This is a genomic window from Paraburkholderia tropica (assembly GCF_014171495.1).
Lineage (GTDB): Bacteria > Pseudomonadota > Gammaproteobacteria > Burkholderiales > Burkholderiaceae > Paraburkholderia > Paraburkholderia tropica.
On sequence record NZ_CP049134.1, the window covers coordinates 2,953,237 to 2,979,198 of the forward strand.

Genomic DNA, 25,962 nt, shown 5'->3' on the forward strand with positions numbered 1-25,962 from the left:
CTTACTTCTTCTTCGTTTCTTTGAGGATCACAACCTCGTCGGCGTAACGCACACCCTTGCCCTTGTAGGGCTCAGGCGGGCGATAACCGCGCACTTCGGCTGCGGTTTGGCCGACTTTTTGCTTGTCGATCCCCTTGATCACGATTTCCGTTTGCGACGGGGTTTCGGCCTTCACGCCTTCCGGCATCTGGTGCACCACCGGGTGCGAGAAACCCAGCGACAGGTTCAGCTTGTCGCCTTGCGCTTGAGCACGGTAACCGACGCCAACCAGCGTCAGCTTGCGCTCAAAACCCTTCGTCACGCCTTGCACCATGTTCGCGACGATCGCGCGCATCGTGCCAGACATCGCGTTTGCTTCGCGGCTGTCGTCGGCCGGCTCGAACTTGAGCGTGCCGTTGTCGTTCACCACCTTCACGAGGCGGTTCGCAGCTTGCGAAATCGTACCCAGCGCGCCCTTGACGGTAATCTTCTCGTCGCTGAGCGTCGCTTCTGCGCCTTGCAGCGCGACCGGGCTCTTACCTACTCGAGACATGTTTCTTCTCCTTAGGCCTTAAGCGACGTAGCAGATAACTTCGCCGCCGACGCCAGTAGCGCGCGCCTTGCGGTCCGTCATCACACCCTTGGGCGTCGACACGATCGCAACGCCGAGGCCATTCATGACCTGCGGGATGTCGTTGCGGCCGCGGTACACGCGCAGACCCGGCTTCGAGACGCGTTCGATGCGCTCGATAACGGGACGGCCAGCGTAGTACTTCAACGCGATGTTCAATTCCGACTTCGCACCTTCGGTTTTCACCGCGAAGTCATCGATATAACCTTCGTCCTTCAGAACCTGCGCAATCGCAATCTTCACTTTCGACGAGGGCATAGCAACCGAAACTTTCTCGACCATCTGCGCATTGCGGATGCGAGTCAGCATATCGGCGATAGGATCACTCATGCTCATTTATGTTTCTCCTATTACCAGCTCGCCTTGGTGATGCCAGGGATCTCACCACGGAACGCGATTTCACGAATCTTGTTACGTGCGAGACCGAATTTGCGGAACGTGCCACGCGGACGGCCCGTGATCGCGCAGCGGTTACGCTTGCGAGTCGGGTTCGAGTTGCGGGGCAGTTGTTGCAGTTCCAGGCGAGCTGCGTAGCGCTCTTCTTCCGACTTGCTTTGGTCGTCGATGATCGCCTTCAGCTCTGCGCGCTTCGGCGCAAATTTCGCTGCCAGACGAGCGCGCTTCTTTTCACGTTCGATCAGTGCCAGTTTAGCCACGGTAACCTCAGTTTCTGAACGGGAACTTGAAGCTGGCGAGCAGTGCCTTTGCTTCTTCGTCGGTCTTCGCGGTCGTCGTGATGCTGATGTTCAGCCCACGCAGCGCGTCGATCTTGTCGTAGTCAATTTCGGGGAAAATGATCTGCTCTTTCACACCGATGTTGTAGTTACCACGGCCATCGAACGCCTTGCCCGACACGCCACGGAAGTCGCGCACGCGGGGGAGCGCAACCGTCACGAAACGGTCCAGGAATTCGTACATTGCCTGGCCACGCAGCGTGACCATCGTGCCGATCGGGTAGCCTTCACGGATCTTGAAACCGGCGATTGCCTTGCGCGACTTCGTCACGACAGGCTTTTGACCGGCGATCTTCGTGAGGTCGCCCACGGCGTGCTCAAGCACTTTCTTGTCAGCAACGGCTTCACCGACACCCATGTTCAGGGTGATCTTGGTGAGGCGCGGCACTTCCATGATCGACTTGTAACCGAACTTCTCGATCAGGCCGGGAACGACCTTCTCTTTATAAAATTCTTGCAAACGTGCCATTTTTTACTCCGCAGCGTCAGGCGCTCAGAACAGCACCGGTCGTCTTAAGGAAACGAACCTTCTTGTCCCCTTCGACCTTGATGCCCACGCGCGACGGCTTGCCGTTCGCGTCGACCAATGCGACGTTCGAGATAGCCAGCGGCATTGCCTTGGCTTCAACGCCACCCGTCGTACCCTTCATGGGGTTCGGCTTAACATGCTTCTTCGCGATGTTGATGCCTTCGACGGTCACGCGGTCTGCGCCGATACCTACCACGACGCCGCGCTTGCCCTTGTCTTTGCCAGTGACGACGATAACTTCGTCACCCTTGCGAATCTTGTTCATCGCGACTCCTTACAGCACTTCCGGCGCCAGCGAAACGATCTTCATGAATCGTTCGCTACGCAGCTCACGCGTAACCGGCCCGAAAATACGGGTGCCGATCGGCTCAAGCTTGGTGTTCAAAAGCACGGCGGCGTTGCCATCGAACTTGATCAGCGAGCCGTCTTGACGGCGCACGCCCTTCGCGGTGCGAACCACAACAGCGTTGTAGATTTCGCCCTTTTTCACGCGCCCACGCGGCGTTGCTTCCTTGACGGTCACCTTGATGATGTCGCCAATGCTGGCATAACGACGCTTCGAGCCGCCGAGCACCTTGATGCACATGACTTCACGCGCACCCGTGTTGTCGGCTACTTCAAGCCGAGTTTCGGTCTGGATCATGGTTTATCTATCCCAACTTAATCCGGTCGCGCCACCATGGCACATCCGGTCAGTCTTGGTCCCGTCAGCCGCGCCGCCACTAGAACGACCGCTCAGCTGCTTGGGTATGAACAGCAGCGACGGCAAACGAAACCGGCCATCGCATTCCGGTGAATCTTGCTAACCCGGACTGGCGCCCGGATTTTGCTTCCCCTTTTACGTTTACTCGCTGCTTTGCCAACAGCGAACCCATAAAGAGGGAAGACCAAGACTATAACTCGATAATCTTGGCCTAGCAAGCGAAATCTTCTGCGATTTCAACTACTTCTACATCCCGGGGAGAGATCCCCGGGATGTTTCATCATCTGAAACGGGCGTTTTAGATGACGCGTGCTGCTTCTACAAGCTTCGACACGGTCCAGGCCTTCGTCTTCGACAGCGGACGGGTCTCCTGGATTTCAACGAGGTCACCCTCGTTGTACGTGTTCGATTCGTCGTGAGCGTGGTACTTCTTCGACTGCACGACGTACTTGCCGTAGATCGGGTGCTTGACGCGGCGCTCGACCAGGACGGTGACCGTCTTGTCCATCTTGTTGCTGACGACCTTGCCGACCAGCGTCCGCTTAAGCGAGGTTTTCACGCTTTCGTTCATTTCTGGTTCGCCTTCTGAGTCAGGACGGTCCGCACACGTGCGATGTCGCGACGAACCTTCTTCAGCTGGCTCGTGTTCGTGAGCTGCTGGGTCGCGAGTTGCATGCGCAGGCCGAATTGCGCCTTCAAGAGGTCCGACAGCTCTTGATCGAGCGCGGCCTTGTCTTTCTGAAGAAGTTCAGATGCCTTCATCATTAACTCCTTAGGCGCCGAGCTGGCGAACCATGAAGACCGTCTTCAGCGGCAGCTTCGCTGCAGCCAGACGGAACGCTTCACGAGCCAGTTCTTCGGACACACCATCCATTTCGTACAGCATCTTGCCCGGTTGAATCTCTGCGACGTAGTACTCAGGGTTACCCTTACCGTTACCCATACGCACTTCCGCCGGCTTTTGCGAGATCGGCTTGTCCGGGAAGATACGGATCCAGATGCGGCCGCCACGCTTGATGTGACGCGTCATTGCACGACGCGCCGCTTCAATCTGACGTGCGGTCAGGCGACCACGACCGATAGCCTTCAGACCGTATTCACCGAACGAAACTGCGTTGCCGCGCGTTGCGACGCCGGTGTTACGACCCTTCTGCTCTTTGCGATACTTCCTGCGTTTCGGTTGCAGCATCGTTATTCTCCACTCTTGCCGTCACCGCCGGCAGCGCCACGGCGCGGTGCGCCACGGCGTGCGCCCGGTGCACCTTCGCCATCACGGCGCGGACGACGATCGCCCGGGCGCGCGTTGCGGCGCGGACGCTTTTCTTCGGCGACTTCTTCCACCACCGGTGCGTCGTTGCGGCCGAGCGTGTCGCCCTTGTAGACCCAAACCTTCACGCCGATGATGCCGTACGTCGTCTTCGCTTCCGAGGTTGCGTAGTCGATGTCAGCACGCAGCGTGTGAAGCGGCACTCGACCTTCGCGGTACCACTCGGTACGTGCGATTTCGATACCGTTCAGACGGCCGGCGCTCATGATCTTGATGCCCTGGGCACCCAGACGCATCGCGTTCTGCATCGCGCGCTTCATTGCGCGACGGAACATGATGCGGCGCTCGAGCTGCTGCGTGATCGAGTCGGCGATCAGCTGCGCGTCGGTTTCCGGCTTGCGGATTTCTTCGATGTTCACATGAACCGGAACGCCCATGCGCTTCTGGAGTTCGGCCTTGAGGAGTTCGATGTCCTCGCCCTTCTTGCCGATCACCACACCCGGGCGCGAGCTGTAAATCGTGATGCGAGCGTTCTTAGCCGGACGCTCGATCACAACACGGCCCACCGAAGCGTTCTTCAGCTTCTTCTTCAGGTATTCACGAACACCGATGTCTTCCTTCAACATCGCCGCGAAATTGTTGTTGTTCGCGTACCAACGCGAAGCCCAATTGCGGCTGACGGCCAAACGGAAGCCAGTCGGATGAATTTTCTGTCCCATCGTATGGCTCCTTAATTCCCGACCGTCACAGTGATGTGACAGGATTGCTTCTCGATGCGGTTGCCGCGGCCCTTGGCGCGCGCGGTGAAACGCTTCAGCGAAGCCGCCTTGTCGACGTAGATGCTCTTGATCTTGAGCTCGTCGATGTCCGCGCCTTCGTTGTGTTCCGCGTTTGCGATCGCCGAGAGCACAACCTTTTTCACGATGCCAGCCGCTTTCTTCGGCGAGAACGTCAGAACGTTCAGTGCCTTGTCAACCGGCAGACCGCGGATCTGGTCAGCCACAAGACGCGTCTTCTGCGCCGAGATGCGGGCACCGCGATGAATTGCCTTCACTTCCATCTTGATTGCCCCTTATTTCTTGGCCTTCTTGTCGGCCGCGTGACCCTTGAACGTACGGGTCAGTGCGAACTCGCCAAGCTTGTGGCCGACCATGTTTTCCGTGACATACACCGGAACGTGTTGACGGCCGTTATGCACGGCGATCGTCAGGCCGATGAAGTCCGGCAGGATCGTCGAACGACGCGACCAGGTCTTGATCGGTTTCTTGTCGCGCGTAGCTGCAGCCGCCTCAACCTTCTTCAGCAAATGGGCGTCGCAGAACGGACCTTTCTTAATAGAACGTGCCATTGCCTACTCCTTAGCGCTTGTGACGGCGCTGGACGATCATGCTCGTCGTGCGCTTGTTGCTGCGGGTGCGGTAGCCCTTAGCCGGCGTGCCCCACGGGCTAACCGGATCGCGACCAGCAGCAGTCTTGCCTTCACCACCACCGTGCGGGTGGTCAACCGGGTTCATTGCAACGCCGCGGACCGTCGGGCGGATGCCGCGCCAGCGGTTCGCACCAGCCTTACCGATTTGACGGAGGCTGTGTTCTTCGTTGCCCACTTCACCGATCGTTGCGCGGCACTCAACGTGGACGCGGCGGATTTCGCCCGAACGCAGACGAACCTGCGCGTAGACGCCTTCGCGTGCCAGCAGCATTGCCGACGTACCAGCCGAACGCGCGATCTGCGCGCCCTTGCCCGGCAGCATTTCGATGCAGTGGATCGTCGTACCGACCGGGATGTTGCGGATCGGCAGAGCGTTACCCGACTTGATCGGCGCTTCCGAACCCGACATCAGCGGCTGGCCAACCACCGCGCCCTTCGGGGCGATGATGTAGCGACGCTCACCGTCTGCGTACAGAACCAGCGCGATGTTCGCGCTACGGTTCGGGTCGTATTCCAGGCGTTCGATCTTTGCCGGAATGCCGTCCTTCGTACGACGGAAGTCGATCACACGGTAGTGCTGCTTGTGACCACCACCCTTGTGACGGGTCGTGATACGACCATTGTTGTTACGGCCAGCCGTCTTGGATTGCGTGTCGAGCAGCGCCGCGAACGGCTTGCCCGTGTGCAGATCCTTGTTGACGATCTTGACCATCGCGCGGCGACCCGGCGAAGTCGGCTTAACTTTCACGATTGCCATGATTACTTGGCCTCCGCTTCAAAGTTGATTTCCTGGCCGGGCTTCAGGCAGACGTACGCCTTCTTCACGTCCTTGCGCTTGCCGTTGAAGCGGCCAAAGCGCTTGGCTTTACCCTTCTGGACCAGCACGTTGACGGAGTCGACTTCCACCTTGAACATCAGCTCGACAGCAGCCTTGACTTCCTGCTTCGTCGCATCCGGGGCGACTTCGAAGACGACTTGTTCGTTCTTCTCCGCCACCAGCGTCGCCTTTTCGGAGATCACCGGCGCGAGCAGGACCTGCATCAAACGATGATCGTTCTTGCGAATCTCGCTCATGACAGCAACTCCTCGATCTGGGCGACCGCTGCCTTCGTGATCAGGATCTTCTTGAAGTAGATCAGCGAGAGGGGGTCGGCAAAACGCGGCTCAACGACTGCCACGTGGGGCAGGTTGCGCGACGCGAGAAACAGGTTCTCGTCGACCGTGTCGGTAATGACCAGCACGGATTCGAGACCCATGGCCTTGAACTTTTCGGCCAGCAGCTTCGTCTTCGGCGCTTCGAGCGACAGCTCTTCGACGACCGAGATGCGGCCTTCACGGGCCAGCTGCGAGAAGATCGAGCAGAGGCCTGCGCGATGCATCTTCTTGTTGACCTTGTGAGCGAAGTTTTCTTCCGGCGAATTCGGGAAGATGCGACCACCGCCACGCCACAACGGGCTCGACGACATACCGGCACGAGCGCGGCCCGTACCCTTCTGACGCCACGGCTTCTTGGTGGTGTGCTTGACCTGCTCACGGTCCTTCTGCGCGCGGTTACCGCTGCGCGCGTTCGCCTGATAGGCGACAACGATCTGATGGATCAGCGCTTCGTTGTAGTCACGGCCGAACACGACGTCCGACGCGTTAACTGCTGCGCCTTCCTGACCATTAGCGTTCAGGAGCTTCAGTTCCATTATTGCGCTCCTTTCTTGACGCGTGCCTTGACAGCCGGCGTCACGAAAACCTTGCCGCCCTTTGCACCAGGAACGGCACCCTTGACCAACAGCAGGCTACGCTCTGCGTCGATACGGGCGATTTCGAGGTTTTGCACCGTCACGGTTTCGTCACCCATGTGACCGGTCATGCGCTTACCCGGGAAAACACGACCCGGATCCTGCGCCATACCGATCGAGCCCGGCACATTGTGCGAGCGCGAGTTACCGTGCGAAGCACGACCCGAAGCAAAGTTGTAACGCTTGATGGTACCGGCGTAGCCCTTACCGATCGAGGTGCCTTGCACGTCGACCTTCTGGCCTTCCGAGAAGAGATCCACACCGATCACGGCGCCATTCGACAGCTCGGCAGCCTTGGCGGCGTCGATCTGGAATTCCTTGAGGATTTCACCGGCTTGAACACCGGCTTTGGCGAGATGACCTGCGATCGGCTTCGTCACGCGCGAAGCGCGGCGCGTACCGAACGCAACCTGCACGGCCGTGTAGCCGTCGGTTTCAACAGTCTTGATCTGCGTCACGCGGTTGTCGGACACGTCCAGCACGGTCACGGGAATCGAATCCCCTTCGGCCGTGAAGATACGGGTCATGCCAACCTTGCGACCTACGAGTCCAAGGCTCATCGTTTTCTCCATTCCCGACTGCGATTGGTCGGGGCTAATTTACAAAGTACCGGCACGTTTCCGGGGTAAAGGCCCGCAAGACACACCGATTTTTTTGCGCGAATGCGCGAAAAGACGTCAAGTATAACGTCCTCTCACGATTTCCGCAAGCAATCAAAGACTTAGCGCGATCAGGTCATCCTGGCCGCGCTCGAGACTCTTACTGCAGCTTGATTTCGACGTCCACACCAGCCGGGAGGTCCAGCTTCATCAGCGCGTCGACGGTCTTGTCCGTCGGGTCGACGATGTCCATCAGGCGCAGGTGGGTACGGATTTCGAGCTGGTCGCGCGACGTCTTGTTGACGTGCGGCGAACGCAGGATGTCGAAACGCTGGATACGCGTCGGCAGCGGCACCGGACCGCGGACGATTGCGCCCGTGCGCTTCGCCGTATCGACGATTTCAGCAGCCGACTGGTCGATCAGGCGATAGTCGAATGCTTTCAGGCGGATACGGATTTTTTGGTTCTGCATGACAATTCCTTAAAAAGAGCGAGGCGGACTTGCGCCGCCAGACAATATAAAGAGCGTAGGTCCGCCCCGCGACAAGACGCCGCGGGACGGACCCAGGGTGCATCAACTACTCAAGCAAGCCGAGTATTGTACTCGAATTACTCGATGATCTTTGCGACGACGCCAGCGCCGACGGTACGGCCACCTTCGCGGATTGCGAAGCGCAGACCTTCTTCCATCGCGATCGGAGCGATCAGCTTCACCGTGATCGACACGTTGTCGCCCGGCATGACCATTTCCTTGTCCTTCGGCAGCTCGATCGAGCCCGTCACGTCCGTCGTACGGAAGTAGAACTGCGGACGGTAGTTGTTGAAGAACGGCGTGTGACGGCCGCCTTCGTCCTTGCTCAGCACGTACACTTCAGCCGTGAAGTGCGTGTGCGGCGTGATCGAACCCGGCTTGGCCAGAACCTGGCCGCGCTCGACGTCTTCACGCTTCGTGCCGCGCAGCAGGATACCGACGTTGTCGCCTGCCTGACCTTGATCGAGCAGCTTGCGGAACATTTCCACGCCCGTGCAGGTCGTCTTCACCGTCGGCTTGATACCGACGATTTCGATTTCTTCGCCGACCTTGACGATGCCGCGCTCAACGCGACCCGTCACCACCGTGCCACGACCCGAGATCGAGAACACGTCTTCCACCGGCATCAGGAACGCGCCGTCAACTGCACGCTCCGGCGTCGGGATGTACGTGTCCAGCGCGTCGGCCAGGCTCATGATCGCCACTTCACCCAGCTCGCCCGTGTCGCCTTCCAGCGCCAGCTTGGCCGAACCCTTGACGATCGGCGTGTCGTCGCCCGGGAAGTCGTACTTCGACAGAAGTTCGCGCACTTCCATTTCGACCAGCTCGAGCAGCTCGGCGTCGTCGACCATGTCGCACTTGTTCAGGAAGACGATGATGTACGGAACGCCAACCTGACGTGCCAGCAGGATGTGCTCACGCGTTTGCGGCATCGGGCCGTCAGCAGCCGAGCAAACCAGGATCGCGCCGTCCATCTGTGCCGCGCCCGTGATCATGTTCTTCACATAGTCAGCGTGGCCCGGGCAGTCGACGTGTGCGTAGTGGCGGTTAGCCGTTTCGTACTCGACGTGCGCGGTGTTGATGGTAATACCACGTGCCTTTTCTTCCGGTGCCGCGTCGATCTGGTCGTACGCCTTGGCTTCGCCACCGAACTTCTTGGTCAGAACCGTCGTGATAGCTGCCGTCAGCGTGGTCTTGCCGTGGTCAACGTGACCGATCGTGCCCACGTTCACGTGCGGCTTGGTCCGTTCGAATTTACCTTTTGCCATGTTTCTCTTCTTTCAAAAAAGTGGTGAATCGGTGACTGCGCGATGCGAACCGGACCCATGTCCGGTTCGCCGCATGGTCAACTGAATGCCGATGCTTACTTCGCCTTCGCGCTGATGATCGCGTCGGCCACGTTACGCGGTGCTTCTGCGTAGTGCTTGAATTCCATCGTGTACGTTGCGCGACCTTGCGACAGCGAGCGCAGCGACGTCGAATAGCCGAACATTTCCGACAGCGGCACTTCGGCGCGAACGATCTTGCCGCCGCCAACCATGTCTTCCATGCCCTGGACGATACCGCGACGGCCCGACAGGTCGCCCATCACGTTGCCCATGTAGTCTTCCGGCGTTTCGACTTCGACAGCCATCATCGGTTCGAGGATGACCGGCTGAGCCTTGCGCATTGCTTCCTTGAACGCCATCGAACCGGCCATGCGGAATGCATTTTCGTTCGAGTCAACGTCGTGGTACGAACCGAACGTCAGGTGAACCTTGACGTCGACGACCGGGAAGCCCGCCAGCACGCCGGCCTTGAGCGTTTCCTGGATACCCTTGTCGACCGCGGGGATGAATTCACGCGGAATCACACCACCCTTGATCTCGTCCAGGAACTCGTAGCCCTTGCCCTGCTCGTTCGGCTCAAGCGTAATGACAGCGTGACCGAACTGGCCGCGACCGCCCGACTGCTTGACGAACTTGCCTTCGACGTCCTTCGCCGTTGCGCGGATCGTTTCGCGGTATGCAACCTGCGGCTTGCCGACGGTCGCTTCCACGTTGAATTCACGCTTCATACGGTCGACCAGAATTTCGAGGTGGAGCTCGCCCATACCCGAAATGATGGTCTGGCCCGATTCCTCGTCCGTCTGGACGCGGAACGACGGGTCTTCCTGTGCCAGGCGGTTCAGGGCGAGGCCCATCTTTTCCTGGTCAGCCTTGGTCTTCGGCTCGACGGCCTGCGAAATCACCGGTTCCGGGAAAATCATGCGTTCCAGGATGATCGGGTTCGCCGGGTCGCACAGCGTGTCGCCCGTCGTTGCTTCCTTCAGGCCCACGGCTGCGGCGATGTCGCCTGCACGAACTTCCTTGATTTCTTCGCGGTTGTTCGCGTGCATCTGCAGAATACGGCCGAGGCGTTCCTTCTTGCCCTTGGTCGAGTTCAGCACCGTGTCGCCCGAGTTGACGACGCCCGAGTACGCGCGGAAGAAGATCAGCTGGCCGACGAACGGGTCGGTCATGATCTTGAACGCGAGTGCCGAGAACTTTTCGTCGTCGGCTGCACGGCGCTCTGCCTTCTCACCGTTTTCGAGTTCGCCCGTGACCGGGGGAATGTCCACCGGCGACGGCAGGAAGTCGATCACGGCGTCGAGCATACGCTGCACGCCCTTGTTCTTGAACGCGGTGCCGCACAGCATCGGCTGGATTTCGCAAGCGATGGTACGGTCGCGGATGGCCTTGACGACTTCCGCTTCGGTCAGCTCTTCGCCGCCGAGGTACTTTTCCATCAGCTCTTCGCTGGCTTCAGCAGCCGACTCGATCATCTTTTCGCGCCATTCGTTGCACGAGTCAACGAGTTCAGCGGGGATGTCGACGTAGTCGAACTTCGTGCCTTGCGACGCTTCGTCCCAAATGATCGCCTTCATCTTGATCAGGTCGACCACGCCCTGGAACGTGTCTTCTGCACCGATCGGCACCACGACCGGAACCGGGTTCGCCTTCAGACGCGTCTTCAGCTGGTCGTAGACCTTGAAGAAGTTCGCGCCCGTACGGTCCATCTTGTTGACGAACGCGAGACGGGGAACCTTGTACTTGTTCGCCTGGCGCCACACGGTTTCCGACTGGGGCTGAACGCCGCCCACTGCGCAGTAAACCATGCATGCACCGTCGAGCACGCGCATCGAGCGTTCAACTTCAATCGTGAAGTCGACGTGGCCCGGGGTGTCGATGATGTTGATGCGGTGCTCGGGGTAGTTACCGCCCATGCCCTTCCAGAACGCGGTCGTAGCAGCGGAGGTAATCGTGATGCCACGCTCCTGCTCCTGCTCCATCCAGTCCATGGTGGCAGCGCCGTCGTGAACTTCACCAATCTTGTGGTTCACGCCGGTGTAGAACAGAATGCGCTCGGTCGTCGTCGTCTTGCCGGCGTCGATGTGAGCGCTAATACCGATGTTGCGGTAGCGCTCGATAGGAGTCTTGCGAGCCACTTTGATCCTCTATAAGGAGGTGCGCGCCGAATTCGATCCCGACCGGGTCGATCCCAACGCGCCTGAACACAAACGGGCGAGGCGCTAGATAAGCGCACCCGCCCGGAATTTTTTTCCGCTCTTTGAGCAAACCCCGGTAGGGGCTTTCTCTTAGAAGCGGAAGTGCGAGAACGCCTTGTTCGCTTCTGCCATCCGGTGAACTTCGTCGCGCTTCTTCATCGCGCCGCCACGGCCTTCGGCCGCTTCGGAGAGCTCACCTGCCAGACGCAGGGCCATCGACTTCTCGCTGCGCTTCTTCGCGGCTTCACGCAGCCAACGCATCGCCAATGCCATACGACGCGAGGGGCGCACTTCGACCGGAACCTGATAGTTCGCACCACCAACGCGGCGGCTCTTCACTTCCACCACCGGCTTCACGTTGTTGAGCGCGACAGTGAACACTTCCAGCGGGTCCTTGCCACCCTTGGTCTGGATCTGTTCGAAAGCGCCGTACACGATACGCTCGGCAACCGACTTCTTGCCGGAGAGCATCAGCACGTTCATGAACTTGGCTACATCAACGTTGCCGAACTTCGGATCCGGCAACACTTCCCGCTTGGGGACTTCGCGACGACGCGGCATGTTTCTTCCTTTAACTTTTCAGTTGAAGCGTGGATGGAACCCTACGCTCCGCGGCCACCAACTAACCCGATTCATCTCACGACTTACCAGCCTGGTCGGGTGACCACTTACTCGACAGCACCGGCCAATCCGGCACCTGTCGCTTTTATCGCCAGCGCTCTGGAGCGCAGACGACACTTGACTCTTACTTCGCAGCCTTCGCGCGCTTCGCGCCGTACTTCGAGCGAGCCTGCTTACGATCCTTGACGCCCTGGGTATCCAGCGAGCCGCGAACCATGTGGTAACGCACACCCGGCAAGTCCTTCACACGGCCGCCGCGGATCAGCACAACCGAGTGTTCCTGCAGGTTGTGGCCTTCACCACCGATGTACGAAATGACTTCGAAGCCGTTCGTCAGACGAACCTTGGCAACTTTACGAAGTGCCGAGTTCGGCTTCTTCGGCGTCGTCGTGTACACACGCGTGCACACGCCGCGACGCTGAGGGCAGTCCTGCAGGGCCGGCGACTTGCTCTTCGTGACTTCCGAAGTGCGGCCTTTGCGAACCAGTTGATTGATGGTTGGCATTGTTTATTCCTGAAATTGAACAAAATCGATGCGTTTATTTCCGGGCAAAGCGGAAAACCACGCATCTAAACTCCTACGAGAATTCCGGCCCTGAAAACCGCCGCCTGCGACGCACGCACCTGGAGCGCACTCCACCGTGCTTCCACGCCGAATTAGTCAACGAATTAGTCAAACTAACTGACGTGCGCAGACAACCCAAGAACCGGAACCCAGCATGATATTCCGAAAACACCAAGCAAGTCAACGGCTTGCGGTATTTCGGAGCACGGAAGAAGTGTGTGGCGTGTTGCGGTGCGGCGAGAATAAAACGCGTGCTCACCGGTAAATTGCAGCGCTGGAGGAAGCGGAAAGGACGCATTGCCAATTACGGCGCGGCTCGGACGGCGCAGAACGTAAATACGACCGGTGCGCTCACAGTGCAAAGGCTTCGCACCAGTCGTGAGCCCGGCGCCAGCGAGCCGCTTATTCGTCGCCGACGACCTCGACGAGTTCCTCGCCAAAGCGTTCGAGTTTGCGCGCGCCGATGCCCGGAATATCACGCAGATCGTCGACCGATTCGGGACCGTTGCGGGCGATTTCCGCCAGCGTGGCGTCGTGGAAGATCACGTAGGCGGGCACGCCTTCGCTCTTGGCCGTGTCGGTGCGCCACAGGCGCAGACGCTCCCAGCGCGCACGCTGACGCGGGCTCATGCCCACGGTCGGATCGGCGCGCTCGCTGGTGCGGCTCGACGACGTACGTGTGCGCGTGGGCTTCACATAGCGGCGCATCGTGACGTGCTGCTCGCCCTTGAGCACCGCCTTGCTCGCCTCCGTCAGCACGAGCGCGCCGAAGCCCTCGTGATCGACGGTCAGATAGCCGAACGCCACCAGCTGACGGAAGATGCCGCGCCACTCGGCCTCGGACAGCGCCGCGCCAATGCCGAAGGTCGAGATCTTCTCGTGGCCGCGCTGCATGATCTTCTCGTTGCGGTTGCCGCGCAGAATGTCGATCAGGTGACCCGCGCCGAAATTGAAGCCGCTCGCGCGCTGGGCGCGGAACACACACGAAAGCGCCATTTGCGCCTCGCGCGTGGCGTCCCAGGTGGCGGGCGGCTCGATGCAGGTGTCACAGTTGCCGCAGGGCTTGCTCTCCTCGCCGAAGTAAGCGAGCAGACGCACGCGCCGGCAGGTGGCCGTTTCGCACAGGCCGAGCAGCGCGTCGAGCTTGCCCGTCTGCACGCGCTTGTGCTGCTCGTCGGCGTCGGACTCGTCGATCATCTTGCGCTGCTGCACGACGTCGCCAAGGCCATAAGCCATCCAGGCATTGGCCGCCAGCCCGTCGCGGCCCGCGCGGCCGGTTTCCTGGTAATAGCCTTCCACGCTCTTGGGCAAGTCCAGATGCGCGACGAAGCGCACGTCCGGCTTGTCGATGCCCATGCCGAACGCGATGGTCGCGCACATCACCACACCCTCTTCGCGCTGGAACAGCTCCTGATGCTTCTGGCGCACCTCGAATTCCATGCCGGCGTGATACGGCAGCGCGCGCACGCCCTGCCCCTTCAGCCACTCCGCGGTTTCCTCGACCTTGCGGCGCGACAGGCAATAGACCACGCCCGCGTCGGTCGTACCGTCGGCGCGCGTGTGCTCCGCGCGGATGAAATCGAGCAGTTGCGTGCGCGCGTTGTCCTTTTCGACGATGCGGTAGCGGATGTTCGGCCGGTCGAAGCTCGACACGAACACGCGCGCGTCGTCGAGCGCGAGGCGGTGCATGATCTCGTCGCGCGTGATCGCGTCGGCGGTGGCCGTGAGCGCGATGCGCGGCACGTTCGGGAAGCGCTCGTGCAGGACCGAAAGCTGGATGTACTCGGGGCGGAAATCGTGCCCCCATTGCGACACGCAGTGCGCCTCGTCGATCGCGAACAGGCCGATGCGCGTGCGCTCGAGCAGTTCGAGAAAGCGCGACGTCATCAGACGCTCGGGCGCCACGTAGAGCAGATCGAGGTCGCCTTCGCGCAGCGCGCGCTCGGTGGCGGCCGCCTCGGCGCCGGTGAGCGTCGAATTCAGATACGCCGCGCGCACGCCGACTTCGGTCAGCGCGGCCACCTGGTCCTGCATCAGCGCGATCAGCGGCGAGACCACGATGCCGGCGCCGAGCCCGGCCTCGTGGCGCACCAGCGCCGGAATCTGATAGCAGAGCGACTTGCCGCCGCCCGTGGGCATGAGCACCAGCGAATCGCCGCCGCCCGCGACATGCTCGACGATCTCGGCTTGTTGCCCTCTAAAGACGGGATAACCGAAGACTTCGTTGAGAATTTCGAGCGAACGGGACATGAAGGCGGCGACGTAAGGAGGAGGCGTGAAGCGGAGGCGGTGGACCGGATTTTACCAACCCGGACGCGCCTTGACCGCCGCAACCGTGAAGATTGGCCATCAGGCCAGGAATCCGTCACGAATCCAGCGGCAAAAAGCGGAGGGAAAACGGGGAAGAACTGCGCAGAACCGCGCGAAGACAACGCGAGCAATAGACGACAAATACGCGACTGAAACGCGCGTGCGCGCGGTGCGCACGCTGTCTGCGAATCAGCGAATCAACGAATCAATGAATCAGCGACGCGGCGAGCGCGGAGAACCCGCGCCCGCGGCAAGCGAAGCGCGCGGACTCAGGCGCGCTTCTGCGCGACGCGCAGCGCGCCGACGATCGTCACGATGGCCGCGACCACCGACAGCATCACGAGCGCGCCAAAGGGCAGTTGCACGAAACTGCCGACCACGAGCAGCAGCGAGCCGAGCACGAGCAGCACCGCGCCCATTTTCACCTTGCGCGCCAGCTGCATGATGTAACCGATGATCAGGAATGCCCACATCACGAGGAAAGTCGCGAAGAACATGGCGGCCTCCTGGTTTCCGACGTGATGCAGCAGATGCGAAAAGTCGGCGATGCACGCCACCAGATTCAGGATGAGACCGACACCAACGACCCACATGATTACCGCCTCCAGATTCAGAAAATTGCTGCCGGCGCGCCGCGAAAGTTCGTACGCCGACAGACTTGGCGCGCTACGTTAGCACGCGCCGCAGACACGCGCAGCGACCGCGCCAACGGTGCGGCGCGGGGTCGCACATGCGGCGGCCCGGCAATGCCTCGCCGCGTCGCGCGCAAGCCGTGCACGCAACCCGCGCATGCAATACCAGGCACTACGAACCGCTGCGCCCGCCAGCCCGAGAAAGGCCCATAAAAAAAGCCGTCTGGCGTGAACCAGACGGCTTTTTGAGGTGCGCATGGCGCACGAGCGGAGCATCAGGCGGCTTGCGCCGCCCTTCTGCTTACTCGTCCGTCGTATGCGGCTGTTCCGGCACTTCGGCAGCCGGGGTTTCCGGTGCGCCGAAGTCGAACGCTTCTTCCGCTGCGATCTGGTCGAAACGCTCGCGATCCGACGATTCCTTCGCACGGCGCGCCTTGTGGAACGCGAGACCCGTACCGGCCGGAATCAGACGGCCGACGATCACGTTTTCCTTCAGGCCACGCAGATCGTCGCGCTTGCCCATGATCGCCGCTTCGGTCAGCACGCGGGTCGTTTCCTGGAACGATGCCGCCGAGATGAACGAGTCGGTCGAGAGCGATGCCTTCGTGATACCGAGCAGCACGTTCTCGTACGTCGCCGGACGCTTGTCTTCCGCGATCATCTTGTCGTTCTCGTCGAGCATGTCCGAACGCTCGACTTGTTCGCCAGGGATGAAACGCGTATCGCCGTTGTCGGTGATCTGAACACGACGGAGCATCTGACGCACGATCACTTCGATGTGCTTGTCGTTGATCTTCACGCCCTGCAGACGGTACACGTCCTGCACTTCGTCCACGATGTAACGCGACAGCGCTTCGATACCCTGCAGACGCAGGATGTCGTGCGGATCGGCCGGGCCGTCCACGATCATTTCGCCCTTGTTGACGACCTGTGCATCGTGAACCAGAACCTGCTTTTCCTTCGCGATCAGGAACTCGTGCTGATTGCCTTCGAGGTCCGTGATAACGAGACGCTGCTTGCCCTTCGTGTCCTTACCGAACGACGTCGTACCCGTGACTTCCGCCAGGATACCTGCGTCCTTCGGCGAACGTGCTTCGAACAGTTCCGCCACACGCGGCAGACCACCGGTAATGTCACGCGTCTTCTGCGCTTCAGTCGGGATACGTGCGAGCACTTCACCGACCTGCACTTGCTGACCGTCCTTCACCGTGATCAGAGCGCCGACCTGGAAGCCGATCTGCACCGAATGCTCGGTGTTCGGGATCTTGACTTCGTCGCCGTTCGCGTCGAGCAGCTTGACCTGCGGACGCACGCTCTTCGAAGCCTGCGAACCGCGGCGCTTCACGTCGATCACGACGAGGGTCGACAGACCCGTCACATCGTCGATCTGCTTGGCAACCGTCACGCCTTCTTCGACGTTTTCGAACTTCACCGTACCACCGTACTCGGTGATGATCGGGCGCGTCAGCGGATCCCACGTGGCGAGCTGCGTGCCGGCCTTGATCGCGTCACCGTCGAGTTGCAGCAGCGTCGCGCCGTACGGCACCTTGTGACGCTCGCGCTCGCGGCCGTGATCGTCGGCGATGATGGCTTCGCCCGAGCGCGAAATGACGATCTGCTCGCCCTTCGCGTTCGTGACGTAACGCATCGTCGCCGTGAAGCGGACCGTACCGTTCGACTTGGCTTCAACCGACGAGGCCACTGCTGCACGCGATGCCGCACCACCGATGTGGAACGTACGCATCGTGAGCTGCGTGCCCGGTTCGCCGATCGACTGTGCTGCGATCACGCCGACGGCTTCGCCGACGTTCACGCGCGAGCCACGACCCAGGTCGCGGCCGTAGCACGAAGCGCACAGACCGTAACGCGTTTCGCAGGTCAGCGGCGTGCGCACGCGCACTTCGTCGATGCCGAGGCTTTCGATCGTTTCGACTGCGTCTTCGTCGAGCAGGTCGCCCGAAGCGTAGATCGTTTCCTGGGTTTCAGGATTGACGACGTCCGCCACCGCAACGCGGCCGAGAATACGGTCGCGCAGCGCTTCGACGACTTCACCGCCTTCCACGAGTGCCTTCATCGCCACGCCGTTCGACGTGCCGCAATCTTCCTCGACGACCACGAGATCCTGCGTCACGTCGACGAGACGACGCGTCAGGTAACCCGAGTTCGCGGTCTTCAGTGCCGTATCAGCCAGACCCTTACGTGCACCGTGGGTCGAGATGAAGTACTGCAACACGTTCAGACCTTCGCGGAAGTTCGCGGTAATCGGCGTTTCGATAATCGAGCCGTCCGGCTTCGCCATCAGGCCGCGCATACCCGCCAGCTGGCGAATCTGGGTTGCGGAACCCCGCGCGCCCGAGTCGGCCATCATGTAGATCGAGTTGAACGATTCCTGACGCGTTTCCTTGCCGTCACGGTCGACCACCGGTTCCGTCGCGAGCTGCTCCATCATCGCCTTGCCGACCGCTTCCGACGTGTTCGACCAGATGTCGACCACGTTGTTGTAGCGTTCCTGCGCGGTGACGAGACCCGACATGTACTGACGGTCGTATTCCTTCACCTTCTTCGCGGCTTCGCCGACGATGGTTTCCTTCTGCGGCGGCACGAGCATGTCGTCCACGCAGATCGAAATACCGGCGCGCGTTGCCAGGCGGAAACCCGACTGCATCAGCTGGTCGGCGAAGATCACCGTTTCACGCAGACCGCACTTGCGGAACGCGGTGTTGATCAGACGCGAGATTTCCTTCTTCTTCAGCGGCTTGTTCAGCACCGAGAACGGCAGACTCGGCGGCAGGATTTCCGACAGGATCGAACGGCCAACCGTCGTCGCGTACAGCGAGATCTTCGGCACGAATGCCGGTGCGCCTTCCGACTTGTCCTCGTTGTGGACCATTTCGGTAATACGCACGTTCACGCGCGACGCCAGCTCGACTTCCTTGTTCTCGTACGCGCGGAGGACTTCCGACACGCCCGTGAACGTCATGCCTTCGCCCTTGCCGTTGATCGCTTCACGCGTGGCGTAGTACAGGCCCAGCACGATATCCTGCGACGGCACGATCGACGGATCGCCGTTGGCCGGGAACAGGACGTTGTTCGACGCCAGCATCAGCGTGCGCGCTTCCATCTGCGCTTCGAGCGACAGCGGCACGTGAACAGCCATCTGGTCACCGTCGAAGTCGGCGTTGAACGCCGCGCAAACGAGCGGGTGCAGCTGGATTGCCTTACCTTCGATCAGCACCGGCTCGAAAGCCTGAATGCCAAGACGGTGAAGCGTCGGTGCACGGTTCAGCATGACCGGATGTTCGCGGATCACCTCTTCGAGGATGTCCCATACCACCGGCGTCTGGTTCTCGACTTCCTTCTTCGCAGCCTTGATGGTCGTCGCGACGCCCATCGTTTCCAGCTTGTTGAAGATGAACGGCTTGAACAGTTCGAGCGCCATCAGCTTCGGCAGACCGCACTGGTGAAGCTTGAGCGTCGGACCCACCACGATGACCGAACGGCCCGAGTAGTCGACGCGCTTACCCAGCAGGTTCTGACGGAAGCGACCGCCCTTACCCTTGATCATGTCGGCGAGCGACTTCAGCGGACGCTTGTTCGCGCCCGTCATCGCCTTGCCGCGACGGCCGTTATCGAGCAGCGAGTCAACCGCTTCCTGGAGCATCCGCTTTTCGTTGCGGACGATGATCTCCGGCGCCTTCAGCTCGAGCAGACGCTTCAGACGGTTGTTACGGTTGATGACGCGGCGATACAGGTCGTTCAGGTCCGAAGTGGCGAAGCGGCCACCGTCCAGCGGCACCAGCGGACGCAGTTCGGGCGGCAGCACCGGCAGCACTTCGAGCACCATCCATTCGGGCTTGATGCCCGAACGCTGGAAGGCCTCGAGCACCTTCAGGCGCTTCGCGTACTTCTTGATCTTCGCTTCCGAGCCGGTGTTCTTCAGCTCGGTGCGCAGCGTTTCGACCTGTTCGTCGATGTTGATCGCACGCAGCAGTTCGCGCACGCCTTCCGCACCCATCTCGGCGCGGAATTCGTCACCGTACTCTTCGACCTTATTGTAGTAATCCTCTTCGGTCATGATCTGACGCGCCTTCAGCGGCGTCATGCCCGGTTCGATCACCACATATGCTTCGAAGTACAGCACGCGTTCGATGTCGCGCAGCGTCATGTCGAGCACCATGCCCAGACGCGACGGCAGCGACTTCAGGAACCAGATGTGCGCGACCGGCGAGGCCAGTTCGATATGGCCCATGCGTTCGCGACGCACCTTCGCCAGCGTGACTTCAACGCCGCACTTCTCGCAGATCACGCCACGGTGCTTCAGGCGCTTGTACTTGCCGCACAGGCACTCGTAGTCCTTGATCGGCCCGAAGATCTTCGCGCAGAACAGACCATCGCGTTCCGGCTTGAACGTACGGTAATTGATGGTCTCCGGCTTCTTCACTTCACCGAACGACCACGAGCGGATCTTGTCCGGCGAGGCCAGACCGATCTTGATCGCGTCAAAAACTTCTTCTTGTTGGACTTGCTTGAATAGATCGAGCAGAGCTTTCATTGCCTTCTCTCCGTAGTCCGATTAGTTGCGGTCGAGGTCGATGTCGATACCGAGCGAACGGATTTCCTTCACCAGCACATTGAAGGATTCCGGCATGCCTGCATCGATCACGTGGTCGCCCTTGACGAGGTTTTCGTACACCTTCGTCCGGCCGTTCACGTCGTCCGACTTCACCGTCAACATTTCTTGCAGCACGTACGAAGCGCCATACGCTTCGAGCGCCCACACTTCCATTTCACCGAAGCGCTGGCCACCGAACTGCGCCTTACCACCCAGCGGCTGCTGCGTGACGAGCGAGTACGGACCCGTCGAACGCGCGTGCATCTTGTCGTCGACAAGGTGGTGCAGCTTCAGGTAGTGCATGTAACCCACGGTCACGGTGCGCTCGAACATCTCGCCCGTGCGGCCGTCGTACAGACGCACCTGGTTCTTCGACGGCGTCATGCCGAGGTTCGCGGCGATGTCGTCCGGGTAAGCCAGATCGAGCATCTTGCCCATTTCCTCTTCGGTCGCACCGTCGAACACCGGCGTTGCGAACGGCACGCCTTCGCGCAGGTTCTTCGCGAGTTCGAAGATTTCGTCGTCGCTGAAGCTGTCGAGGTCTTCCTTGTGGCCCGATTCGTTGTAGATCTTCGTGAGGAACTCACGCAGCTCTGCAATCTTGGTCTGACGCGCAAGCATTTCGCCAATACGCCAGCCCAGACCCTTCGCGGCCCAACCGAGGTGCACTTCGAGAACCTGACCCACGTTCATCCGCGACGGAACGCCCAGCGGGTTCAGCACGACGTCGGCCGGACGGCCATCGGCCATGTACGGCATGTCTTCGATCGGCACGATCTTCGACACGACACCCTTGTTACCGTGGCGGCCTGCCATCTTGTCGCCAGGCTGCAGACGACGCTTGACGGCGAGGTACACCTTGACCATCTTCAGCACGCCCGGCGGCAGTTCGTCGCCTTGCGTGAGCTTCTTGCGCTTCTCTTCGAACGCCAGATCGAACTGGTGACGCTTTTCTTCGATCGAGTTCTTGATCGCTTCGAGCTGCGCCGCTGCTTCTTCGTCCGCGAGGCGGATGTCGAACCAGTGGTAGTGGTCGAGGTCGCTCAGGTAAGCCTGATCGATCTTCGTACCCTTCGCGAGCTTCTTCGGACCGCCGTTCGCGACCTTGCCCTCGAGCATGCGCGCGAGACGCTGGAACGCGTCGCCTTCCACGATACGCAGCTGGTCGTTCAGGTCGAGGCGATAACGCTTCAGTTCATCGTCGATGATCTGTTGCGCGCGCTTGTCGCGCGTGATGCCTTCGCGCGTGAACACCTGCACGTCGATGACCGTGCCGCTCATGCCCGACGGCACGCGCAGCGACGTGTCCTTCACGTCCGAAGCCTTCTCGCCGAAGATCGCGCGCAGCAGCTTTTCTTCCGGCGTGAGCTGGGTTTCGCCCTTCGGCGTGACCTTGCCCACGAGCACGTCGCCCGCTTCGACTTCCGCGCCGATGTACACGATGCCCGACTCGTCGAGACGGCCAAGCTGCACTTCCGCGAGGTTCGAAATGTCGCGCGTGATTTCTTCCGGTCCGAGCTTCGTGTCGCGTGCAACGACATTCAGTTCTTCGATGTGGATCGACGTGTAACGGTCGTCCGCAACCACCTTCTCCGAGATCAGAATCGAGTCTTCGAAGTTGTAGCCGTTCCACGGCATGAACGCGATCAGCATGTTCTGACCGAGCGCGAGCTCGCCCAGATCGGTCGACGCGCCGTCAGCCAGCACGTCGCCACGCGACACCCAGTCGCCCATCTTCACGATCGGACGCTGGTTGATGTTCGTGTTCTGGTTCGAACGCGTGTACTTGATCAGGTTGTAAATGTCCACGCCGACTTCACCGGCGACGGCTTCATCGTCGTTCACGCGAATCACGATACGGCCCGCGTCGACGTAATCCACCACGCCGCCACGCAGCGCCTGAACCGTCGTACCCGAGTCGACCGCAACCGTACGCTCGATACCCGTACCGACGACCGGCTTTTCCGGACGCAGGCAAGGCACGGCCTGACGCTGCATGTTCGAACCCATCAGTGCGCGGTTCGCGTCGTCGTGCTCGAGGAACGGAATCAGCGAAGCAGCCACCGAGACGATCTGCGACGGCGCCACGTCCATGTACTGGATGCGGTCCGGCGTGACCATCAGCGTTTCGCCCGCTTCACGCGACGAGACGAGTTCGTCGGTCAGCGTGCCGTCGTCGGCCACTGCCGCGTTCGCCTGAGCGATCACGTAACGGCCTTCTTCGATTGCCGACAGGTAGTCGATCTGGTCGGTCACCTTGCTGTCCACGACCTTGCGATACGGCGTTTCGAGGAAGCCGTATTCGTTCAGGTGCGCATACAGAGCGAGCGAGTTGATCAGACCAATGTTCGGACCTTCCGGCGTCTCAATCGGACACACGCGGCCGTAGTGGGTCGGGTGCACGTCGCGGACTTCAAAGCCAGCGCGCTCGCGCGTCAGACCGCCCGGGCCAAGTGCCGACACGCGGCGCTTGTGGGTGATTTCCGACAGCGGGTTGGTCTGGTCCATGAACTGCGACAGCTGCGACGAACCGAAGAACTCGCGAATCGCCGACGAAATCGGCTTCGAGTTGATCAGGTCGTGCGGCATCAGGTTTTCGCTTTCGGCCTGGCCGAGGCGTTCCTTGACTGCACGTTCGACACGCACGAGACCGGCGCGGAACTGGTTTTCGGCCAGTTCGCCGACGCAACGCACGCGACGGTTGCCCAAGTGGTCGATGTCGTCCACTTCGCCCTTGCCGTTGCGCAGCTCGACGAGGATCTTGATCGTCGCGAGGATGTCGTCGTCCTGCAGCGTCATCGGGCCGACGATTTCGTCACGGCCCACGCGGCGGTTGAACTTCATACGACCCACCTTCGAGAGGTCGTACGCTTCTTCGCTGTAGAACAGGCGGTTGAACAGGGCCTCGACCGCTTCTTCGGTCGGCGGCTCGCCCGGACGCATCATGCGGTAGATCGCGATACGCGCGGCCGTCTTGTCGGCGGTTTCGTCGATACGCAGCGTCGACGAGATGTACGGACCCTGATCCAGATCGTTCGTGTAGAGCGTCTGGATGTCCTTGATCTTCGCTTCGCGCAGCTTGTCGAGCACACCTTCGGTGATTTCGTCGTTCGCGTTCGCGATCACTTCGCCCGTGTCGCCGTCGACGACGTTCTTCGCCAGAACGCGGCCGAGCAGATAGTCTTCGGGGACCGAAATGTAGGTGGTCTTGGCGCTTTCGAGGTCGCGAATGTGCTTCGCGTTGATGCGCTTGTCCTTCTGGACGATGACCTTGCCTTCGCGATCCGAAATGTCGAAGCGCGCGACTTCACCACGCAGACGCTCCGGCACGAACTCCATCTGCGCGCCTTCCGGCATCAGCGTGAAGTTGTCGAACACGAAGAAGTTCGCGAGGATCTGTTCCGGCGTGAGGCCGATGGCCTTCAGCAGGATCGTGACCGGCATCTTGCGGCGGCGGTCGACACGGAAGTACAGCACGTCCTTCGGGTCGAACTCGAAATCGAGCCACGAACCACGGTAAGGAATGATACGAGCGGAGAACAGCAGTTTGCCCGAGCTGTGCGTCTTGCCCTTGTCGTGTTCGAAGAACACGCCAGGCGAACGGTGCAGCTGCGAGACGATCACACGCTCGGTGCCGTTGATGACGAACGAACCGGTCGGCGTCATGAGCGGAATTTCGCCCATGTACACTTCCTGCTCCTTCACTTCCTTGACGACCGGCTTGCTCGGCGATTCCTTGTCGAGCAGAACGAGACGTACCTTGGCGCGCAGCGCCGAGCAGTACGTCAGACCGCGCTGCTGGCATTCCTTGATGTTGAATGCCGGCGGCGACAGCATGTAGCTGACGAACTCTAGACGAGCAAAGCCGTTATGGGAAACAATAGGAAAAACAGACGAAAACGCTGCTTGCAGACCTTCCGACTTGCGCTGTGCGCTCGCCGTTTCTGCTTGCAGGAACGTGCTGAATGATTCAAGCTGGGTAGCCAGCAGGAAAGGAACTTGGTGAACGATGGGGCGTTTCGCGAAACTCTTGCGAATACGCTTCTTCTCGGTGAAGGAATATTGCATACGATCTCCGAATCACGGCGGGTAGGACGACCCGAGTGTTCACCGACTGAGACCCGATGGCTTCGCGAGCCTTGGAAGCTTGGTGGTTGGCCTCTACCAACCGCTGGCTGACGGCAGCGGATTTGGGCTTGTCATAACTTACCCGCTGCCCGACCAAACTTGCCTTCTGCAGTCGCTTCAGAAGACAAAGAGAAGCGTCGTGCGTCTGGATGTCCTTCATGCCGTTCTGGCACTCACCCTGAACAAGACGTTTTTCTTTGGCTTCTGGGTCCCGCATCCCGCCTCCGACTCCTGAAAATCGAACACAAAAACGCAGTCCCCACAAAGCACAAAAAGGCCGGCGGTGTAAAAACCGCCAGCCTTCGCACAGCGCGCTGAAACTTACTTGATTTCAGCCTTCGCGCCGGCTTCTTCCAGCTTCTTCTTCGCTTCTTCAGCAGCAGCCTTGGGCACCGCTTCCTTCACGGGCTTCGGTGCACCGTCGACCAGGTCCTTCGCTTCCTTCAGGCCGAGACCCGTCAGTTCACGAACGGCCTTAATGACCGAAACCTTGTTCGCGCCTGCTTCGAGCAGGTTGACCGTGAATTCGGTCTGCTCTTCAGCAGCAGCAGCTGCGCCGCCGCCTGCCGGGCCAGCGACTGCCACAGCAGCTGCCGACACGCCAAACTTTTCTTCGAATGCCTTGACCAGTTCGTTCAGTTCGAGAACCGACATCGAGCCAACGGCTTCGAGGATGTCTTCTTTTGCGATTGCCATTTGAAATTACTCCAGATTTGAATTCGGAAACAGCTAGCGATCTTCGCTCGCTCTTGCTTGTTCGTCTGCTGCTTGAACTTAAGCAGCTTCTGCTTGCTTCTTCTCTGCCAGCGCGGCGAGTGCACGCGCGAAGCCGGAGACAGGAGCTTGCATAACGAACAGCAGCTTCGAGAGCAGTTCTTCGCGGCTCGGGATGTTGGCCAGCGCTTGCACGCCTGCCACGTCCATCACCTTGCCTTCGTAGGAACCAGCCTTGATGACCAACTTGTCATTGCTCTTTGCGAAGTCGTTCACGACCTTCGCTGCAGCAATGGCATCTTCCGAGATGCCGTAGATCAGGGGGCCAGTCATCTGCTCTGCCAGCGGAGCAAACGGGGTACCTTCGACAGCGCGACGCGCCAGCGTGTTCTTCAACACGCGCAGGTACACCTGCTGCTCACGCGCTTTCGCGCGCAGCTTGGTCAGATCGCCAACCGCGATTCCACGATACTCGGCCAGCACCATGGTCTGAGCCTTCGCGACTTGCGCGGAGACTTCAGCCACGACGGCCTGCTTACCTTCTTTGTTCAGTGGCACGGTTAACCTCCAGATTCGACACCCAACGCGATTGCGCCAGATGCCGCGTTCAACAACGGCGACCGACCAGTCCGGAGTAAATCAGTTTGCATCTTCAGGCGTT

Annotated in this window: 27 protein-coding genes; all 27 read right to left on the minus strand. The window is 60.3% G+C overall.

What is annotated here, in order from left to right; genetic code table 11:
• Position 1: 1 nt before the first annotated feature.
• The 27 genes from rplF to rplJ all read right to left on the minus strand — a co-directional run bounded on the left by rplF (position 2) and on the right by rplJ (position 25,859).
• Positions 2-532, minus strand: a complete 531-nt coding sequence (gene rplF, locus G5S35_RS13350; RefSeq protein ID WP_065062784.1) for a 50S ribosomal protein L6 — start codon at positions 530-532, stop codon at positions 2-4.
• 18 nt (positions 533-550) lie between these two features.
• Complete coding sequence (gene rpsH / locus G5S35_RS13355) at positions 551-946, minus strand: 30S ribosomal protein S8 (RefSeq protein ID WP_027819345.1); 396 nt, start codon at positions 944-946, stop codon at positions 551-553.
• Between the two features lie 14 nt (positions 947-960).
• Positions 961-1,266 (minus strand): 30S ribosomal protein S14, encoded by a 306-nt coding sequence (rpsN, locus tag G5S35_RS13360; protein ID WP_027819346.1) that lies wholly within the window; start codon positions 1,264-1,266, stop codon positions 961-963.
• Positions 1,267-1,273: 7 nt separating this feature from the next.
• The gene (gene rplE / locus G5S35_RS13365; RefSeq protein WP_065062786.1) at positions 1,274-1,813 is read right to left on the minus strand and encodes a 50S ribosomal protein L5; all 540 of its coding nucleotides are present in this window, start codon (positions 1,811-1,813) and stop codon (positions 1,274-1,276) included.
• Between the two features lie 16 nt (positions 1,814-1,829).
• On the minus strand, positions 1,830-2,138 hold the full coding sequence (gene rplX / locus G5S35_RS13370; protein WP_065062788.1) for a 50S ribosomal protein L24: 309 nt from the start codon (positions 2,136-2,138) through the stop codon (positions 1,830-1,832).
• 9 nt (positions 2,139-2,147) lie between these two features.
• Positions 2,148-2,516 (minus strand): 50S ribosomal protein L14, encoded by a 369-nt coding sequence (gene rplN / locus G5S35_RS13375; RefSeq protein WP_006998478.1) that lies wholly within the window; start codon positions 2,514-2,516, stop codon positions 2,148-2,150.
• A gap of 358 nt (positions 2,517-2,874) precedes the next feature.
• Entirely contained in the window at positions 2,875-3,147 is a 273-nt protein-coding gene (gene rpsQ, locus G5S35_RS13380; protein ID WP_065062790.1) for a 30S ribosomal protein S17, read from the minus strand.
• Positions 3,144-3,338 carry a 50S ribosomal protein L29 gene (gene rpmC, locus G5S35_RS13385; protein ID WP_027819350.1) on the minus strand — a complete coding sequence of 65 codons (195 nt, stop codon included), beginning with the start codon at positions 3,336-3,338 and terminating at the stop codon, positions 3,144-3,146. Before rpmC ends, rpsQ begins: the two co-directional genes overlap by 4 nt.
• Before the next feature lie 10 nt (positions 3,339-3,348).
• Entirely contained in the window at positions 3,349-3,765 is a 417-nt protein-coding gene (gene rplP, locus G5S35_RS13390; RefSeq protein ID WP_027797288.1) for a 50S ribosomal protein L16, read from the minus strand.
• Between the two features lie 2 nt (positions 3,766-3,767).
• Complete coding sequence (rpsC, locus tag G5S35_RS13395) at positions 3,768-4,562, minus strand: 30S ribosomal protein S3 (RefSeq protein ID WP_028213348.1); 795 nt, start codon at positions 4,560-4,562, stop codon at positions 3,768-3,770.
• Positions 4,563-4,573: 11 nt separating this feature from the next.
• Positions 4,574-4,903, minus strand: a complete 330-nt coding sequence (rplV, locus tag G5S35_RS13400) for a 50S ribosomal protein L22 (RefSeq protein ID WP_004199272.1) — start codon at positions 4,901-4,903, stop codon at positions 4,574-4,576.
• Between the two features lie 12 nt (positions 4,904-4,915).
• Positions 4,916-5,191 (minus strand): 30S ribosomal protein S19, encoded by a 276-nt coding sequence (gene rpsS, locus G5S35_RS13405; RefSeq protein WP_027797286.1) that lies wholly within the window; start codon positions 5,189-5,191, stop codon positions 4,916-4,918.
• Between the two features lie 10 nt (positions 5,192-5,201).
• Positions 5,202-6,029 (minus strand): 50S ribosomal protein L2, encoded by an 828-nt coding sequence (gene rplB, locus G5S35_RS13410; RefSeq protein ID WP_065062792.1) that lies wholly within the window; start codon positions 6,027-6,029, stop codon positions 5,202-5,204.
• A 2-nt stretch (positions 6,030-6,031) separates the two neighbouring features.
• Positions 6,032-6,346, minus strand: coding sequence for a 50S ribosomal protein L23 (rplW, locus tag G5S35_RS13415; RefSeq protein ID WP_065062794.1), 315 nt, complete (start codon positions 6,344-6,346; stop codon positions 6,032-6,034).
• Entirely contained in the window at positions 6,343-6,963 is a 621-nt protein-coding gene (rplD, locus tag G5S35_RS13420) for a 50S ribosomal protein L4 (protein ID WP_065062797.1), read from the minus strand. Before rplD ends, rplW begins: the two co-directional genes overlap by 4 nt.
• Positions 6,963-7,622: a 50S ribosomal protein L3 gene (rplC, locus tag G5S35_RS13425; RefSeq protein WP_065062826.1), complete on the minus strand. Its 660-nt coding sequence runs from the start codon at positions 7,620-7,622 to the stop codon at positions 6,963-6,965. The genes rplD and rplC overlap by 1 nt, the downstream gene beginning before the upstream one ends.
• Before the next feature lie 199 nt (positions 7,623-7,821).
• Positions 7,822-8,133, minus strand: coding sequence for a 30S ribosomal protein S10 (gene rpsJ, locus G5S35_RS13430; RefSeq protein ID WP_017777154.1), 312 nt, complete (start codon positions 8,131-8,133; stop codon positions 7,822-7,824).
• A gap of 137 nt (positions 8,134-8,270) precedes the next feature.
• Positions 8,271-9,461 (minus strand): elongation factor Tu, encoded by a 1,191-nt coding sequence (tuf, locus tag G5S35_RS13435; RefSeq protein ID WP_011350666.1) that lies wholly within the window; start codon positions 9,459-9,461, stop codon positions 8,271-8,273.
• A gap of 95 nt (positions 9,462-9,556) precedes the next feature.
• Positions 9,557-11,659: an elongation factor G gene (gene fusA, locus G5S35_RS13440; RefSeq protein ID WP_065062799.1), complete on the minus strand. Its 2,103-nt coding sequence runs from the start codon at positions 11,657-11,659 to the stop codon at positions 9,557-9,559.
• A 150-nt stretch (positions 11,660-11,809) separates the two neighbouring features.
• Positions 11,810-12,280: a 30S ribosomal protein S7 gene (gene rpsG / locus G5S35_RS13445; protein WP_006053291.1), complete on the minus strand. Its 471-nt coding sequence runs from the start codon at positions 12,278-12,280 to the stop codon at positions 11,810-11,812.
• Positions 12,281-12,464: 184 nt separating this feature from the next.
• Complete coding sequence (gene rpsL / locus G5S35_RS13450) at positions 12,465-12,845, minus strand: 30S ribosomal protein S12 (RefSeq protein WP_027821136.1); 381 nt, start codon at positions 12,843-12,845, stop codon at positions 12,465-12,467.
• Positions 12,846-13,307: 462 nt separating this feature from the next.
• Positions 13,308-15,155, minus strand: a complete 1,848-nt coding sequence (recQ, locus tag G5S35_RS13455) for a DNA helicase RecQ (protein ID WP_065062800.1) — start codon at positions 15,153-15,155, stop codon at positions 13,308-13,310.
• 329 nt (positions 15,156-15,484) lie between these two features.
• Entirely contained in the window at positions 15,485-15,808 is a 324-nt protein-coding gene (locus G5S35_RS13460; RefSeq protein ID WP_074987828.1) for a hypothetical protein, read from the minus strand.
• A 340-nt stretch (positions 15,809-16,148) separates the two neighbouring features.
• The gene (rpoC, locus tag G5S35_RS13465) at positions 16,149-20,399 is read right to left on the minus strand and encodes a DNA-directed RNA polymerase subunit beta' (RefSeq protein WP_183038376.1); all 4,251 of its coding nucleotides are present in this window, start codon (positions 20,397-20,399) and stop codon (positions 16,149-16,151) included.
• Positions 20,400-20,420: 21 nt separating this feature from the next.
• Positions 20,421-24,527, minus strand: a complete 4,107-nt coding sequence (rpoB, locus tag G5S35_RS13470) for a DNA-directed RNA polymerase subunit beta (RefSeq protein WP_074987830.1) — start codon at positions 24,525-24,527, stop codon at positions 20,421-20,423.
• Positions 24,528-24,908: 381 nt separating this feature from the next.
• Positions 24,909-25,283: a 50S ribosomal protein L7/L12 gene (gene rplL / locus G5S35_RS13475; protein ID WP_027821097.1), complete on the minus strand. Its 375-nt coding sequence runs from the start codon at positions 25,281-25,283 to the stop codon at positions 24,909-24,911.
• A 78-nt stretch (positions 25,284-25,361) separates the two neighbouring features.
• On the minus strand, positions 25,362-25,859 hold the full coding sequence (rplJ, locus tag G5S35_RS13480; RefSeq protein WP_035534644.1) for a 50S ribosomal protein L10: 498 nt from the start codon (positions 25,857-25,859) through the stop codon (positions 25,362-25,364).
• Between the last annotated feature and the right edge of the window lie 103 nt (positions 25,860-25,962).

Coding starts and splice junctions, on each gene's coding strand:
- rplF (WP_065062784.1), bottom strand. CDS start 532: ATGTCTCGAGTAGGTAAGAGCCCGGTCGCGCTGCAAGGCGCAGAAGCG.
- rpsH (WP_027819345.1), bottom strand. CDS start 946: ATGAGCATGAGTGATCCTATCGCCGATATGCTGACTCGCATCCGCAAT.
- rplE (WP_065062786.1), bottom strand. CDS start 1,813: ATGGCACGTTTGCAAGAATTTTATAAAGAGAAGGTCGTTCCCGGCCTG.
- rplX (WP_065062788.1), bottom strand. CDS start 2,138: ATGAACAAGATTCGCAAGGGTGACGAAGTTATCGTCGTCACTGGCAAA.
- rplN (WP_006998478.1), bottom strand. CDS start 2,516: ATGATCCAGACCGAAACTCGGCTTGAAGTAGCCGACAACACGGGTGCG.
- rpsQ (WP_065062790.1), bottom strand. CDS start 3,147: ATGAACGAAAGCGTGAAAACCTCGCTTAAGCGGACGCTGGTCGGCAAG.
- rpmC (WP_027819350.1), bottom strand. CDS start 3,338: ATGAAGGCATCTGAACTTCTTCAGAAAGACAAGGCCGCGCTCGATCAA.
- rplP (WP_027797288.1), bottom strand. CDS start 3,765: ATGCTGCAACCGAAACGCAGGAAGTATCGCAAAGAGCAGAAGGGTCGT.
- rpsC (WP_028213348.1), bottom strand. CDS start 4,562: ATGGGACAGAAAATTCATCCGACTGGCTTCCGTTTGGCCGTCAGCCGC.
- rplV (WP_004199272.1), bottom strand. CDS start 4,903: ATGGAAGTGAAGGCAATTCATCGCGGTGCCCGCATCTCGGCGCAGAAG.
- rpsS (WP_027797286.1), bottom strand. CDS start 5,191: ATGGCACGTTCTATTAAGAAAGGTCCGTTCTGCGACGCCCATTTGCTG.
- rplB (WP_065062792.1), bottom strand. CDS start 6,029: ATGGCAATCGTGAAAGTTAAGCCGACTTCGCCGGGTCGCCGCGCGATG.
- rplW (WP_065062794.1), bottom strand. CDS start 6,346: ATGAGCGAGATTCGCAAGAACGATCATCGTTTGATGCAGGTCCTGCTC.
- rplD (WP_065062797.1), bottom strand. CDS start 6,963: ATGGAACTGAAGCTCCTGAACGCTAATGGTCAGGAAGGCGCAGCAGTT.
- rplC (WP_065062826.1), bottom strand. CDS start 7,622: ATGAGCCTTGGACTCGTAGGTCGCAAGGTTGGCATGACCCGTATCTTC.
- rpsJ (WP_017777154.1), bottom strand. CDS start 8,133: ATGCAGAACCAAAAAATCCGTATCCGCCTGAAAGCATTCGACTATCGC.
- tuf (WP_011350666.1), bottom strand. CDS start 9,461: ATGGCAAAAGGTAAATTCGAACGGACCAAGCCGCACGTGAACGTGGGC.
- rpsG (WP_006053291.1), bottom strand. CDS start 12,280: ATGCCGCGTCGTCGCGAAGTCCCCAAGCGGGAAGTGTTGCCGGATCCG.
- rpsL (WP_027821136.1), bottom strand. CDS start 12,845: ATGCCAACCATCAATCAACTGGTTCGCAAAGGCCGCACTTCGGAAGTC.
- recQ (WP_065062800.1), bottom strand. CDS start 15,155: ATGTCCCGTTCGCTCGAAATTCTCAACGAAGTCTTCGGTTATCCCGTC.
- G5S35_RS13460 (WP_074987828.1), bottom strand. CDS start 15,808: ATGTGGGTCGTTGGTGTCGGTCTCATCCTGAATCTGGTGGCGTGCATC.
- rpoC (WP_183038376.1), bottom strand. CDS start 20,399: ATGAAAGCTCTGCTCGATCTATTCAAGCAAGTCCAACAAGAAGAAGTT.
- rpoB (WP_074987830.1), bottom strand. CDS start 24,527: ATGCAATATTCCTTCACCGAGAAGAAGCGTATTCGCAAGAGTTTCGCG.
- rplL (WP_027821097.1), bottom strand. CDS start 25,283: ATGGCAATCGCAAAAGAAGACATCCTCGAAGCCGTTGGCTCGATGTCG.